Origin of the sequence: Microvirga rosea (assembly GCF_020595095.1) — a bacterium.
In the GTDB taxonomy this organism is placed as follows: domain Bacteria; phylum Pseudomonadota; class Alphaproteobacteria; order Rhizobiales; family Beijerinckiaceae; genus Microvirga; species Microvirga rosea.
Genome location: NZ_JAJDOP010000005.1, coordinates 97,312 through 110,685, shown reverse-complemented (window position 1 = coordinate 110,685; position 13,374 = coordinate 97,312). Strand labels below are relative to the sequence as shown.

The window sequence follows — 13,374 nt, the reverse complement described above, 5'->3', positions numbered from 1 at the left end:
TCGGCGTCAGTTCTTCTTTGTCTGAGACACGTCGTTGTCGCTGAAGGACGGACCGAGGATGAAGTTCTGCACGTTCTTGCGAACGGCTGCGACCTCGGTCTGCTGCAGGAAGATCACGAACGGGCCATCGTCAAGCACAGCCTTCTGGAGTTCCTTGTACATCTCCGCGCGCTTCTCCGCGTCACGCTCCATGACAGCCGCGCGGGTCTTGGCCGTCAGCGGGCCGGGATCCCACGCATTGCGCCATGCCAGCGGCTTGGCCTTCGCGTTGTCGGAGTTGTCGTCATTGGCCGCGAAGGTGTCGGCGTTGGAGTTCGGATCCTGATAGTCGGAGCCCCAGTTGCCGATATAGATATCGTGCTGGCGGGCACGGTACTTCGTCAGAGCCTGCTTGCTGTCCATCGGAAGGATCTCAAGCTTGATGCCGGCTTGCGCGAAGGTCGACTGCATGGCCTGAGCAATGCCGGTGATTTCCGCGGTCGAGCGCGTGTCCATGGTGACGGAGAAGCCGTCCTTCAGGCCGGCCTTGGCAAGAAGCTCCTTCGCCTTGGCGACGTCGAGCTTATACGGATTGGTGGTCGTGGCGCCGAGGAAGCCCTTGGGCAGGAAGTTCTGGTGCACGACACCCTTGTACTTCATGATCGTGTCGGCGATGGCGGCATAATCCACCAGGTACTTGAGGGCCTGCCGGACCTCAGGCTTCGCCAGATTGGGGTTCTTCTGGTTCAGGCCGAGATAATAGACCGTTCCTTTCGGGGCGCTCTGAATCTTGACGTCCGGGTTCTTGGCGACCGCATCGATCTCTTCCGGGTTCAAGCTACGGGCCACGTCGATGTCGCCCTTCTCGAGCAGAAGACGCTGGCTCGCCGTTTCCTTGATGTGGCGGAAAATGACGCGGGCGAGAGGCGTCTTCTTCTCGTAGTTCGGGTTGCGCTCGAGAACGATAACCTCGTTCGCCTTCCAGTCGCGCATGATGTACGGGCCGGAGCCGGCGTAATGGGTCTTCAGCCAGTTGTAACCGTAATCGCTGTCCTTCTCGTTCTGCACGAGGAGCTTCTTGTCGACGATGGAGGCGACGGAATTGCCCAGGCAGTAAAGAACGAGCGTCGGAGCGTAGGGTTTATCCACCTCGATGGTGAGCTCGAGCGGGCCCGTCTGCTTGATCTTGTCCTTCACGTTGTCCTTCGTCAGGCCGAACTGACCCAGGATGAAGGCGGGAGACTTATCGAGAGCAACCGCCCGTTGAAGCGAGTAGACGGCGTCTTCCGCGGTGATCGGGTTGCCCGAAGCGAACTTCCTGTTCGGGCGGAGCTTGAACGTATAGGTCTTGCCGTCGTCGGAGACGGTCCAGGATTCTGCCGCCTGCCCGGAAATCTTGGAGACGTCCGTGATGTCGTACTGGATCAGGCGCTCATAGGTGTTGCCAAGGATCTCAGACGCGCTGAGCTCGAACACTTCGGCCGGATCCAGCGAGATGATGTCGTCGCTTTGCCAAGCCTGAACCAAAGTGTCCGGAGGTGTCGCGGCCTTCACGGCGGTGAAGGAGGTCGCCATGGCAGTGACCATGGCGGCCGAGAGGATGAATTTGGGGAGACGTTTCATTAGCCAATTCCCTTGCGGCGCTGTTTTGCACCTGTTGTGCCGAATTTAAGAATGCAGATCAGAACGGCGCTGTCGAGTCCACCAACTGGTTTTGAAGTGGTAAACGCTGCGCACCATGCTCAATGGACAGGCAGCCTGTCAATGCGACTTGGCCTTGGGCCTTATTCTGTGGCAAAGGCGAATAGCCTTTACGTTTGGATGAAACACCGTGTCAGAAGAAGCCAAGAAATCCGGCGCCAATTCCATGTGGGGTGGTCGCTTCTCGTCCTCGCCCAGCGCTCTCATGGAAGCCATCAATGCTTCCATCGATTTCGACAAGCGTCTGGCTTCGGAAGATATTCAGGGCTCCATCGCCCACAGCTCTATGCTGGCGCGGCAGGGGATCATCGCGGAAAGTGACCGTGACGCGATCCACCAAGGTCTGCAGCGGGTGCTTGGGGAAATCGAATCCGGTTCCTTTACCTACTCCACGGCGCTTGAAGACATTCATATGAATGTGGAAAGCAGGCTCAGGGAAATCGTCGGCGATCCGGCCGCCCGGCTGCACACGGCTCGGAGCCGCAATGACCAGGTGGCCGCCGATGTGCGCCTCTGGGTACGCAACGCGCACGACCGGGCCGACGAGCAGATCACCAATCTGATCAAGGCGCTCCTCGACAAGGCCGAGCCTCATGCCGCCACGGTGATGCCGGGCTTCACCCACCTTCAGGGCGCTCAGCCCGTAACGTTCGGTCATCATCTCATGGCCTATGTGGAGATGTTCGGGCGTGACCGCGGGCGCTTCAGGGACTCACGCGCCCGGCTGAACGAATGCCCGCTCGGCGCTGGAGCCCTCGCGGGTACCTCATTCCCGATCGATCGACACATGACCGCCAAGGCTCTGGGCTTCGACGGGCCGACCCGCAACTCCCTGGATTCCGTTTCGGACCGGGACAGCTTGCTCGAGTTCATGTCGGCCGCCGCCATCTGCGCGATGCACCTGTCCAGGCTGGCCGAGGAAATCGTGATCTGGATGTCGGCGCCCTTCGGCTTCGTGCGCCTCCCGGACCGCTGGACGACGGGCTCCAGCATGATGCCGCAAAAGCGCAATCCCGATGCCGCGGAGCTCGTTCGCGGCAAGACCGGGCGGATCTTCGGCTCGCTCATGAGCCTGCTCACGGTCATGAAGGGGCTTCCGCTCGCCTACGCCAAGGACACTCAGGAGGACAAGGAACCGCTCTTCGACGCGGCCGACACCCTGGAGCTCGTTCTTGCCGCCATGACCGGCATGGTTCAGGACCTGGAGCCCGTGCCGGCGCGCATGGCGGCAGTCGCCGGCGCCGGGTATTCGACCGCGACGGACCTTGCCGACTGGCTCGTGCGGAGCCTGAATATTCCTTTCCGGGACGCGCACCACATCACGGGCCGGATCGTGTCGGAGGCGGAAAAGCGCGGAAGCCCGCTGGAAGACCTGCCCCTCGACGTCATGCAGGCCATCGAACCGCGCATCCATCAAGACATCTACGATGTGCTCAGCGTCGAGAATTCCGTGCGCTCGCGAACGAGTTTCGGCGGCACATCGCCGGCGCGGGTCTCGGAACAGATCGCCTGGTGGCGTGAGAGAGCGTAGGGCGGGACGGAAAACCCATTTCGATGAATGGCTTAGCGGCCGCAAGCGCGGCCGCTCTGCGGAGCCCTTGATAGCGGTCGGGTGAGCCTCCATATTGATGTCAGCGCCTGGAAGCAGGTGCCTGAGTGCCGCATCTGCGGGCTCAAATCAAACGAAGTGCCTCTTCAACTCTGGGCTTCGAATATGTCGCGTCAATCGCCCTTTGGGCATCCGTTTCTTCTGGGCTTCGACGAGATCGAGCAGGCGCTCGATCGGGTCGCAAAGGCCGCGGGAGATGGGTATCCTCCTTATAATATCGAGCGTTTGGCACGCACCGCGCAGGATCCCGAGCGCCTCCGCATCACCCTGGCCGTTGCGGGATTTACCCGGGATCAGCTTGAGGTGACGCTGGAGGAAAACCAGCTCGTCATCCGGGGGCGACAGATCGAAGACAAGGCGAGACACTTCCTGCATCGCGGCATTGCCGCCAGACAGTTCCAAAGGGCATTTCTCCTCGCCGATGGCATGGAGGTGCTGGGGGCTGACCTGTCCAATGGGCTTCTGTCGATCGATCTCGCCCGGCCCGAGCCGGAACGGATCATCCGTAAGATCGACATCAGCGCTCCGGACAAGGTGTAACGGCATCCGCCAAGGAGAAGTTCTCATGAACAACAACTTCAAGATCTTGAACGACGGGCTCCTGGACAAAGCCGAACTGGCCGCTCTGGGTGAGGGCGAGATGGCCTATGTCAAGCCCGTCCTGTCGGACGACATCGTCCGGCTTTTCCCCCAGGCCCCTGAAATTCAGCCCGGTCTGCAGCTTTTCGCGCTTCTGTCCGCCAGCGGCGAGCCGATCGTCCTGACCGATACCCGCGATGCGGCAGTGGCCAATGCCTGGGCTCACGACCTTGAGACGGTGAGCCTTCATTAAGGCTCACTTTCCACTCCTTCAGCTCATCGCCTCGATAGCCCGGATCAGGCGTTCCAGGTCTTCCGGCCGCGACAATCGGTGATCGCCGTCATTGATCAACGTAAGGGAGACGCTGTCGCCCGGCAGATGCTCCACCAGCTTCAAAGCGTGGCTCCAAGGTACATCCGGATCCTCCATGCCCTGCAGGATATGAACCGGGCATCCCGCGCGGATGGGAGAACCGAACAGCAGGTGGTTGCGCCCGTCCTCGATCAAGCGCTTCGTGATCGGATAGGGATCGGGAGAATAGGCAGATGGCAGGAAATAGCTGCCCTTGACCTCGAGCGCCTGACGAATCTCCTCGGGAAATCGGTCCCACATCAGTCGCTCCGTGAAGTCCACCGCGGGCGCGATCAGAACCATCCCGACAGGCGCAAGCTCAGGGCGCGTTCGCAACAGTTCGCGGGCTGCCAGAAGGGCTATCCATCCCCCCATGGACGAGCCGACGAATAGGGGCCGGGCGCTCAGGAACCGCCCGAGGACGGCAAGGGTGTCCTCAAGCCATTGGGATATGGTCGCTTCTGCGAATTCGCCGCCGGAAGCGCCATGGCCGCTGTAGTCGAAACGCAGGAAAGACCGCCCCGTTCTTTCGGCCCAGGCATCCAGCGCCTCGGCCTTCATGGAGCGCATTTCGGACTTGAAGCCCCCGAGCCAAACCACGGGTGTCCCCTTGCCGCTGCGCGAAAGAACGGCAATCTGACGCGTATCCGCAGCGGTCCCGACGGCGACGGCTTGTTGCATGGTTAACTCATCCTCAACTGCTTTAAAGCAACGTTCAGTCGATTTCCTGGAGAAGGCTCTTACATCGGTGAATTTTTCAAAGCGAGCCAGCGGAGGAGCTCCGTTCCCGTCGTCCAACGTTCATCCGCTGGCGGGACGGACGATCCTCCAGATCATTCCCGAGCTTGAGGCCGGCGGCGCCGAACGGACCACGGTCGACGTTGCCGAGGGCTTGGCCCATGTCGGGGCCAAAGCACTCGTGGCCACCGAGGGAGGGCGGCTGGTCGGGGAGCTGCAAGCCAAGGGCGGAATTTGGATTCCCTTTCCGGCGGCGACGAAAAATCCTTTCTCCATGCTGATCAATGTGAGGAGGCTCGCGCGGATCTGCCACCAGGAGCGGGTGGCGTTGGTTCATGCTCGCTCCCGCGCTCCGGCCTGGGTGGCCCTCGGCGCCGCGCGATCTCTCAACATTCCCTTCGTGACCACCTATCATGGCAGCTATGCCGGGCGCTCGTCCGTCAAGGTTCTCTACAACTCCGTCATGGCGCGCGGAGACGCGGTGATCGCCAACTCCCACTATACGGGCGATCTTATCCGTTCTCTCTACCCTCAAGCCGGCGACCGTATCAGGGTCATTCACAGAGGAACGGATTTCACGACTTTCTCGCCTTCGGCCGTATCTCCGGAACGGGTGGAGAATCTCAGGAAGGCCTGGAACGTCTCGCCCCATGAGCGCATGGTTCTTCTGGCGGCCAGGTTGACGGGCTGGAAAGGCCAAAGGGTCCTCATCGAGGCGGCCGCCAAGCTGCGCGATGCGGGCCTCGCCGACGTGACCTATATCCTGGCGGGTGATCCGCAGGGCCGCGATTCCTATGTCAAGGAGCTCGACGGCCTGATCGAATCCCGCAAGCTTACCGGAATCGTGCGCCGGGTCGGCCATTGCACGGACATGCCGGCCGCCTTTCTGGCCGCATCCGTCGTGACCGTGCCTTCGACGGAGCCGGAAGCCTTCGGCCGATCCGCCGTGGAGGCTCAGGCCATGGGGACCCCCGTTGTGGTGTCCGATCTCGGGGCTGTTCCGGAAACGGTTCTCTCGCCGCCATCGGTTCTGCCGCAGGAGCGAACGGGATGGCGGATTGTGCCGGGAGACGCCGATGCCCTCGCCGACGCCCTCGGAGCGGCTCTGGCTTTGGGCGCGAGTGCCCGAATCGCGCTCGGGACCCGGGCAAGAAGCCATGTGGAGCAGCATTTTTCCCTCGAACGGATGGTGTCGAGCACCCTTGATGTCTATTCCGCCCTCCTGGAGGGCCAATTCCCGCGCAGAACAAGTTGACTTCCCGCGCGTTTGCGCGAAATGTCAGAGCATTCGCGGTGCCGTGAGAGAGTCGGGGAGGGCAGGTTGCCCTACGGCTGCTTTCGGGCCGCATAACAGGAGATACGAGCCATTCGCAGACCAATGAGACCTATGCCGGTTCCGCAGAAGGACGGACCGCGCGCCAACCGGGACATTCGCGGCGTTCGCGAAGTGCAACTGATCGACGACACCGGCCAGAATCGCGGCGTCATGCCGTTCTTCGATGCCCTGCGCATCGCAGAGGATGCGGGCCTGGACCTTGTCGAGATTGCACCGAACTCAGCCCCGCCCGTCTGCAAAATTCTCGATTACGGCAAGCACCGCTTCCTCGAGCAGAAGAAGGCGGCCGAAGCCCGCAAGAAGCAGAAGACAGTCGAAGTCAAGGAAATCAAGCTCCGCCCGGGCATCGATGACCATGATTACGACGTCAAGATGAAAGCCATGAAGGGCTTCTTCGAGGAAGGCAACAAGGTCAAGATTACCTTGCGCTTCCGCGGCCGCGAAATGGCCCACCAGGATCTCGGCCTTAAGGTTCTCGACCGCGTGAAGTCCGATGTAGGCGAACTCGCCAAAGTCGAGATGGAGCCCAATTTCGAGGGCCGCCAGGTCGTCATGGTGCTGGCCCCGCGCTGATCGGCCCATGGCCTTCGCGGGCTCGAAATGCCTTTAAGTGCTTTTGGCCGTCGCATCGTCGACGGCCATTGCTTTTTTGCCCGCCCTCTGCCATAAGCCCCCCTTCATCGAACCGCCCGGCTGTTAGGGCTGCCGTGGCGGTTCGTTTTGCTCAATGCAGCAATGACAAGGCTTCCAAGGCGGTTCGCCGCGTGGAGGCTTGACCAAAGGAGAGCCAAATGCCCAAGCTGAAGACGAAATCGAGCGCCAAGAAGCGCTTTAAGATCACTGGCACCGGCAAGGTCGTTTACGCCCAGGCCGGCAAGCGCCACGGGATGATCAAGCGGACCAACAAGCAGATCCGCAACCTGCGCGGCACCACCACCCTGTTCGCGGGTGATGCCTACAACGTGAAGAAGTACTTCCTGCCCAACGGCTAAGGCGGTCTTCCACATCCCGGATTTTGAAGGAGTTTCTTAAATGGCCCGCGTCAAACGGGGCGTAACCGCCCACGCCAAGCACAAAAAGGTTTTCAAGGCTGCCAAAGGTTTCTACGGCCGCCGCAAGAACACGATCCGCATCGCCAAGCAGGCGGTCGAGAAGAGCATGCAGTATGCTTATCGCGACCGTAAGAACAAGAAGCGCACGTTCCGCGCTCTCTGGATTCAGCGCCTGAATGCGGCGGTTCGCGAGCACGGCCTGACCTATTCCCGATTTATCGACGGTCTCGGCAAGGCTGGGATCGAGATCGATCGCAAGGTTCTGTCCGAAATGGCCATCCACGAGCCGGCGGCATTCGCCGCTTATGTGGAGCGCGCCAAGGCTTCGCTGCCGCAGCAGCAGGCCGCCTAAACGACGACCTGGCTCCGGCGCGGCTGGTTTTCCCCCAGCCGCGCCGCCATCTCCCGCCACCGAGACCCTCCGCAACGATGGCCCAGAGGCCGTCGATCGGCATTTCGCGGCTCGGACGGCTTGACGGTTCCCGCGCCGCGCATCACTCAAGCGCTTGAAATCTGGCAAGGGACCGATGACCGATCTCAACGAACTCGAACGTGACCTGCTTTCCCAGGTCGAGGCCGCCGGCGACGAGGCGGCCGTGGAAGTCGTGCGCGTGGCTGCGCTCGGCAAGAAGGGCTCTGTTTCCGATCTGCTGAAAACGCTCGGAACGATGACGCCGGAGGAGCGCAAGGAGCGCGGTCCGCTGATCAACGGTCTCCGCGACCGGGTGCAGAGCGCCATCGCGGCCCGCAAGGACGTTCTGGCCGAGGCTGCGCTCGATGCGCGCCTTGTCGCCGAGCGGGTGGACGTGACCCTTCCGGTGCAGGAAAGCCCGGAGGCCCGTGGCCGGATTCACCCCATCAGTCAGGTCATCGAGGAACTGACGGCGATCTTCGCCGACATGGGGTTCTCCGTGGCCGAAGGTCCGGATATCGAGACCGACTACCTGAATTTCACCGCCCTGAATTTCCCCGTCGGTCATCCGGCCCGGGAGATGCACGATACGTTCTTCCTCGCTCCCGATGAAAATGGCGAGCGGAAGGTGCTTCGCACCCATACGTCCCCGGTGCAGATCCGCACCATGACGTCTCAGAAGCCGCCGATCCGGGTGATCATCCCCGGCCGGACCTATCGTCACGACTCGGACCAGACCCACACCCCGATGTTCCATCAGGTGGAAGGCCTCGTCATCGACCGTCAGGCCAACATCGCGCACATGAAGTGGATCCTGGAAGAGTTCTGCAAGGCCTTCTTCGAGGTCGAGCAGGTAAAGATGCGCTTCCGCCCGTCGTTCTTCCCCTTCACCGAGCCGTCGGCGGAGGTCGATATCCAGTGTTCGCGCAAGGGCGGAGAAATCCGCTTCGGCGAGGGCGAGGATTGGCTCGAGATCCTCGGCTGCGGCATGGTTCATCCGAACGTGCTGCGCAATTGCGGGCTCGATCCCGATGAGTACCAGGGCTTCGCATGGGGCATGGGGATCGACCGCATCGCCATGCTGAAATACGGCATGCCCGATCTTCGTCCCTTCTTCGAGGCGGACGTGCGCTGGCTCAATCACTATGGCTTCCGTCCCCTCGACATCCCGTCCCTCGTCAGCGGTTTGACATCGTAAAAGGAGAGCACCCATGAAATTCACTCTCTCCTGGCTGAAGGATCACCTGGACACGGCCGCCTCCCTGGACGAGATCGTCGAGACGCTCACGCGCATCGGCCTCGAAGTGGAAGGGGTCGAGGACAAGGCGAAGAGCTTGGCGCCTTACAAGGTGGCCTACGTGATCTCGGCCGAGCAGCACCCGAATGCCGATCGCCTGCGCGTCTGCATGGTCGATACGGGTGAGGGAGCGCCCATTCAGGTTGTTTGCGGCGCCCCGAATGCCCGCACCGGCATGAAGAGCGTCTTCGCCCCCCCCGGAACCTACATTCCGGGAAAGAACATCACCCTCGGCGTCGGCACCATCCGTGGGGTCGAGAGCAAGGGAATGCTGTGCTCGGCCGCGGAACTCGAGATCTCGGACGACCACGACGGCATCATCGATCTGCCGGCGGACGCGCCGGTCGGCGAAGCCTACGCGGCCTATGCGAAACTTGACGATCCGGTCATTGAGATCAATCTGACGCCCAATCGACCCGATTGCACGTCGATCTACGGGATCGCCCGCGATCTGGCGGCGGCGGGTCTCGGCACTCTCAAGGCCGAGCCGATCGCGCCTATCCGCGGAACGGGGCCCACGCCCGTTTCGGTGACCCTCGATTTCAGTGCGGATGACCGGAAACTCTGCCCCTTCTTCGGGCTTCGCCTCGTGCGCGGCATCAAGAATGGTCCTTCGCCCGACTGGATGCAGCGTCGCCTGCTGGCGATCGGTCTGCGGCCGATCAATGCGCTGGTCGACATTACCAACTACCTGACCTTCGACCGGGGCCGTCCGCTCCACGTGTTCGATGCGCGCAAGGTCAAGGGCCACCTCACCGTCCGCCGCGCGAAGGAGGGGGAAGAGGTTCTGGCCCTCGACGGGCGTACCTACAAGCTTGATTCGGCAAATGTCGTGATCGCCGATGACAACGGCGTCGAGTCCATCGGCGGCATCATGGGTGGCGAGCACTCGGGCTGTGACGAGAACACCACCGACGTGCTCATCGAATCGGCCCTTTGGGATCCGCTCAATATTGCCCAGACCGGCCGGAAGCTCGGGATCATCACGGATGCCCGCTATCGCTTCGAACGGGGCGTCGACCCGGCCTTCACCTTGCCGGGCCTGGATCTCGCCACGCACATGGTCCTTCAGCTGTGCGGTGGGGAAGCCTGCGAGGCAATGGTTGCCGGACAGGCGCCCGATCCCCGGCGGACCATCACGTTCCCGTGGTCCGAAGTGCCACGCCTGTCGGGACTCGACGTGAAGCCCGCCGAGGCACGGCAGATCCTGGAGAAACTCGGGTTCCAGGTGGAAGGCGAGGGCGATGCCGTATCGGTCGTCCCGCCGTCCTGGCGCCCCGATATCGAGGGCAAGGCGGATCTGGTCGAGGAGGTCATCCGCATTGCCGGGCTCGACCGCATCGCGCCGCAGCCTCTGCCGCGTCTCGAGGCTGCCGTCGCCAAGCCGATTCTGACCCTGATTCAGAAGCGCACGATCCTGGCCCGCCGTGCCCTGGCGGTGCGCGGCTTGGTGGAAGCCGTTACCTGGTCGTTCATCGGAAAGGGCGAGGCCGAGCTGTTCGGTGGAGGCGACGGAAGCCTGGCCCTTGCAAACCCGATCGCGGCGGACCTGTCGGACATGCGGCCCAGCTTGTTGCCGGGTCTGCTGAAGGCGGCCCAGCGGAATGCCGATCGCGGTTTCGGCGATGTGGCTCTTTTCGAGATCGGCCAGACCTTTGCGTCCGATGCGCCGGAGGGGCAGGCCGTCAAGGCCGCTGCCGTCCGCAGAGGAACGGCCCGGGCCGAGGGTATCGGCCGCCATTGGAACGGCGGCGCCACATCGGTCGATGTGTTCGACGCCAAAGCCGACGCCATGGCTCTGCTGTCGGCCCTCGGTATCCCGGCGGGCGGACTTCAGGTCGTGCCGGGGGGACCATCCTGGTTCCATCCCGGCCGGTCGGGGACCCTCCAGTTCGGCCCGAAGAACATCGTTGGTGTCTTTGGCGAGATCCACCCGAAGATCCTGAAGGCTCTCGACCTGAAGGGGCCGCTGGCGGCGTTCGAGCTCAATCTGAACGTTCTGCCGCCTCCGAAGGCCAAGGCCACCAAGATGAAGGCGAAGCTGACGCTGCCGGACTTCCAGCCGATCAGCCGCGACTTCGCCTTCGTGGTGGGGCGCGATGTGGCCGCCGGCGACATCGTCAAGTCGGCTCAGGCGGCTGAACGCCAGCTGATCACCGGCGTCAATGTCTTCGACATCTATGAAGGGCCCGGGATCGATGGCGACAAGAAGTCGGTCGCGATTGCCGTGACCCTCCAGCCGACGGAAAAGACCCTGACGGACAGCGAAATCGAGGCCATCTCGGCCAAGATCATCGCCGAAGTCGGAAAGAAGACCGGCGCTGTGCTGCGCAGCTGATCAGCCTGAACTCACCCTCTCCCGTTCGCGGGGGAGGGTCCTTGGGGCTTTGTTCCGTTCAGCGGATTGGTTTCGTCCCACCCATAGCAGATCGTGTCGAACCGCATGGCGCGGGCATCGACCATGAGCAGGCGCCCCACGAGGCTGTCTCCGAAATCCACGATCTCGCGCATCACCTCCATGGCCATCAGGCTGCCCATGACCCCGGCGAGTGCGCCCAGGATACCGGCTTCCGCGCAGGTCGGGACTGCTCCGGGAGGGGGCGGGGCGGGGAACAGGCAACGATAGGTGGGATTGGGCTTGCCGTCCGGGCCGGTCTCATGAGCCCGGATCGTCGTCAGCGAACCGTCGAATTGGCCGAGTGCCGCAGTCACCAGTGGCTTTCCTTCCGCATAGCAGGCGTCCGACACCGCGTAGCGGGTCTCGAAGTTGTCCGATCCATCGGCCACGATGTCGTAGGACGCAACGAGATCGCGGGCGTTCTCGCCCGTTATCCTAACGGAATGACGGTCGACGACGACATGGGGGTTGAGATGACGGACCGCTCTGGCGGCACTTTCGACCTTGAGCTCATCCACATTCGGCGTGCCGTGAATGACCTGACGCTGCAGATTCGACAGGGACACCCGGTCGTCATCGACGATGCCGATCCTGCCGATGCCGGCGGCGGCGAGATACTGGATCAAAGGCGCGCCCAGCCCGCCGGCGCCGATGACCAGGACACTGGCGGCCTTGAGCTTCATCTGCCCCGGGCCGCCCACGTCCCGAAGGACCAGATGGCGGGCGTAGCGGTCGATTTCGTCCGGGGTCAGCGACATGGGTGCGACCTTATAGACATCTCCCCCGCTATCAACCATTCCTTGTACGAAAGATGACAGGCTGCTTGACAGGATGCTTGGCGGCATGGCCCATCCCATGCCATCGTCAATCCGCAACCGGGTAACAGCCCGGGTGAAACAGGGAACTATGCCGATGACAGCAACCAAACTTGGCCTCGCGCTCGCGGGCCTCGCTCTTTCCGCCTCGGTGGCTTTCGCGCAGGATGCGTTCAAGCCGGCCGTTGTTTACGACCTCGGCGGCAAGTTCGATAAATCCTTCAATGAAGGCGTCCATATGGGAGCCGAGAAGTACAAGAAGGATACCGGGACGGATTACCGCGATTTCGAGCCCCAGAACGATGCTCAGCGGGAGCAGGCCCTGCGCCGCTTCGCCCGCGACGGCTACTCGCCCATCGTTGCAGTGGGCTTCAGCCAGGAATCGGCGCTGAAGAAGGTTGCCGACGAATTCCCGAAGACCAAGTTCGCCATCATCGACGCCGTGGTCGAGAAGCCGAATGTGGAATCCATCGTTTTCAAGGAGCATGAAGGCTCGTTCCTGGTTGGCCTGCTGGCCGCCAAGGCATCCAAGTCCGGCAAGGTCGGCTTTGTCGGCGGCATGGACATTCCGCTCATCCGCAAGTTCGCCTGCGGTTACGTCCAGGGCGCGAAATACGCCAACAAGGATGCGGAAGTGTTCCAGAACATGACCGGCACCACGGGCGCGGCCTGGGCCGATCCGGTGAAGGGCGGAGAGCTCGCAAAGAGCCAGATCGATCGTGGCGCCGACGTGATTTATCACGCGGCCGGCGGCACCGGCATCGGTGTGCTTCGCGCGACCGCCGATGCCGGCAAGCTCGGGATCGGTGTCGATTCAAACCAGAACGGCCTGCATCCGGGCAAGATCCTGACCTCGATGGTCAAGCGTGTGGACGTTGCGACCTACAACGTCTTCGATCAGACCAAGAAGAACAGCTTCAAGCCTGGCGTTGCAGTGCTCGGCCTCAAGGAAGACGGGGTCGCCTGGGCGCTCGACGACAACAACAAATCTCTCATCACCGCCGACATGAAGGCCGCGGCCGACAAGGCTGCCGCCGATATCAAGTCCGGCACCATCCAGGTCCATGACTACATGGCCGATTCCAAGTGCCCGATGTGACAAGCAA

At 62.3% G+C, this 13,374-nt stretch carries 13 protein-coding genes; 10 read left to right on the top strand and 3 right to left on the bottom strand.

The genetic code is table 11. The annotated features are described in order from the left end of the window. Window positions 1–6: 6 nt before the first annotated feature. Window positions 7–1,602 (bottom strand): ABC transporter substrate-binding protein, encoded by a 1,596-nt coding sequence (locus LJD17_RS14475; RefSeq protein WP_227384894.1) that lies wholly within the window; start codon window positions 1,600–1,602, stop codon window positions 7–9. A 208-nt stretch (window positions 1,603–1,810) separates the two neighbouring features. Here LJD17_RS14475 and argH point away from each other — a divergent pair, with 208 nt between their 5' ends. The 3 genes from argH (at window position 1,811) to LJD17_RS14460 (ending at window position 4,121) form a co-directional block, all read left to right on the top strand. Further along, a complete protein-coding gene (gene argH, locus LJD17_RS14470; RefSeq protein ID WP_406600813.1) occupies window positions 1,811–3,211 on the top strand; it encodes an argininosuccinate lyase in 1,401 nt (466 codons plus the stop codon). 183 nt (window positions 3,212–3,394) lie between these two features. Beyond that, entirely contained in the window at window positions 3,395–3,829 is a 435-nt protein-coding gene (locus LJD17_RS14465) for an Hsp20 family protein (RefSeq protein ID WP_227384893.1), read from the top strand. A gap of 25 nt (window positions 3,830–3,854) precedes the next feature. Beyond that, window positions 3,855–4,121: a BQ00720 family protein gene (locus LJD17_RS14460; RefSeq protein WP_227384892.1), complete on the top strand. Its 267-nt coding sequence runs from the start codon at window positions 3,855–3,857 to the stop codon at window positions 4,119–4,121. An 18-nt stretch (window positions 4,122–4,139) separates the two neighbouring features. Here LJD17_RS14460 and LJD17_RS14455 read toward each other — a convergent pair whose 3' ends face one another. Next, window positions 4,140–4,901, bottom strand: coding sequence for an alpha/beta hydrolase (locus LJD17_RS14455; protein WP_227384891.1), 762 nt, complete (start codon window positions 4,899–4,901; stop codon window positions 4,140–4,142). Window positions 4,902–4,968: 67 nt separating this feature from the next. Between LJD17_RS14455 and LJD17_RS14450 the strand changes: the two genes are divergently transcribed. The 6 genes from LJD17_RS14450 to pheT all read left to right on the top strand — a co-directional run bounded on the left by LJD17_RS14450 (window position 4,969) and on the right by pheT (window position 11,393). Next, window positions 4,969–6,213 (top strand): glycosyltransferase family 4 protein, encoded by a 1,245-nt coding sequence (locus tag LJD17_RS14450; protein ID WP_227384890.1) that lies wholly within the window; start codon window positions 4,969–4,971, stop codon window positions 6,211–6,213. 132 nt (window positions 6,214–6,345) lie between these two features. Further along, window positions 6,346–6,867: a translation initiation factor IF-3 gene (gene infC / locus LJD17_RS14445; RefSeq protein ID WP_227384889.1), complete on the top strand. Its 522-nt coding sequence runs from the start codon at window positions 6,346–6,348 to the stop codon at window positions 6,865–6,867. Between the two features lie 218 nt (window positions 6,868–7,085). Continuing rightward, window positions 7,086–7,286, top strand: coding sequence for a 50S ribosomal protein L35 (gene rpmI / locus LJD17_RS14440; protein WP_227384888.1), 201 nt, complete (start codon window positions 7,086–7,088; stop codon window positions 7,284–7,286). 40 nt (window positions 7,287–7,326) lie between these two features. Then, window positions 7,327–7,698 carry a 50S ribosomal protein L20 gene (rplT, locus tag LJD17_RS14435; RefSeq protein WP_224312922.1) on the top strand — a complete coding sequence of 124 codons (372 nt, stop codon included), beginning with the start codon at window positions 7,327–7,329 and terminating at the stop codon, window positions 7,696–7,698. A gap of 175 nt (window positions 7,699–7,873) precedes the next feature. Continuing rightward, the gene (pheS, locus tag LJD17_RS14430) at window positions 7,874–8,956 is read left to right on the top strand and encodes a phenylalanine--tRNA ligase subunit alpha (RefSeq protein WP_227384887.1); all 1,083 of its coding nucleotides are present in this window, start codon (window positions 7,874–7,876) and stop codon (window positions 8,954–8,956) included. Window positions 8,957–8,969: 13 nt separating this feature from the next. Beyond that, complete coding sequence (pheT, locus tag LJD17_RS14425; protein ID WP_227384886.1) at window positions 8,970–11,393, top strand: phenylalanine--tRNA ligase subunit beta; 2,424 nt, start codon at window positions 8,970–8,972, stop codon at window positions 11,391–11,393. A gap of 11 nt (window positions 11,394–11,404) precedes the next feature. Here pheT and LJD17_RS14420 read toward each other — a convergent pair whose 3' ends face one another. Then, a complete protein-coding gene (locus LJD17_RS14420; RefSeq protein WP_227384885.1) occupies window positions 11,405–12,211 on the bottom strand; it encodes a HesA/MoeB/ThiF family protein in 807 nt (268 codons plus the stop codon). 154 nt (window positions 12,212–12,365) lie between these two features. On the opposite strand from LJD17_RS14420, the gene LJD17_RS14415 reads away from it, so the two are divergent. Then, a complete protein-coding gene (locus LJD17_RS14415) occupies window positions 12,366–13,367 on the top strand; it encodes a BMP family lipoprotein (protein ID WP_227384884.1) in 1,002 nt (333 codons plus the stop codon). Window positions 13,368–13,374 lie beyond the last annotated feature (7 nt).

Bases quoted from the DNA above. Each gene is read 5' to 3' on its own strand.
- LJD17_RS14415 (WP_227384884.1), top strand. From the start codon at position 12,366: ATGACAGCAACCAAACTTGGCCTCGCGCTCGCGGGCCTCGCTCTTTCC.
- LJD17_RS14420 (WP_227384885.1), bottom strand. From the start codon at position 12,211: ATGTCGCTGACCCCGGACGAAATCGACCGCTACGCCCGCCATCTGGTC.
- LJD17_RS14455 (WP_227384891.1), bottom strand. From the start codon at position 4,901: ATGCAACAAGCCGTCGCCGTCGGGACCGCTGCGGATACGCGTCAGATT.
- infC (WP_227384889.1), top strand. From the start codon at position 6,346: ATGCCGGTTCCGCAGAAGGACGGACCGCGCGCCAACCGGGACATTCGC.
- rplT (WP_224312922.1), top strand. From the start codon at position 7,327: ATGGCCCGCGTCAAACGGGGCGTAACCGCCCACGCCAAGCACAAAAAG.
- LJD17_RS14475 (WP_227384894.1), bottom strand. From the start codon at position 1,602: ATGAAACGTCTCCCCAAATTCATCCTCTCGGCCGCCATGGTCACTGCC.
- LJD17_RS14465 (WP_227384893.1), top strand. From the start codon at position 3,395: ATGTCGCGTCAATCGCCCTTTGGGCATCCGTTTCTTCTGGGCTTCGAC.
- LJD17_RS14460 (WP_227384892.1), top strand. From the start codon at position 3,855: ATGAACAACAACTTCAAGATCTTGAACGACGGGCTCCTGGACAAAGCC.
- pheT (WP_227384886.1), top strand. From the start codon at position 8,970: ATGAAATTCACTCTCTCCTGGCTGAAGGATCACCTGGACACGGCCGCC.
- rpmI (WP_227384888.1), top strand. From the start codon at position 7,086: ATGCCCAAGCTGAAGACGAAATCGAGCGCCAAGAAGCGCTTTAAGATC.
- pheS (WP_227384887.1), top strand. From the start codon at position 7,874: ATGACCGATCTCAACGAACTCGAACGTGACCTGCTTTCCCAGGTCGAG.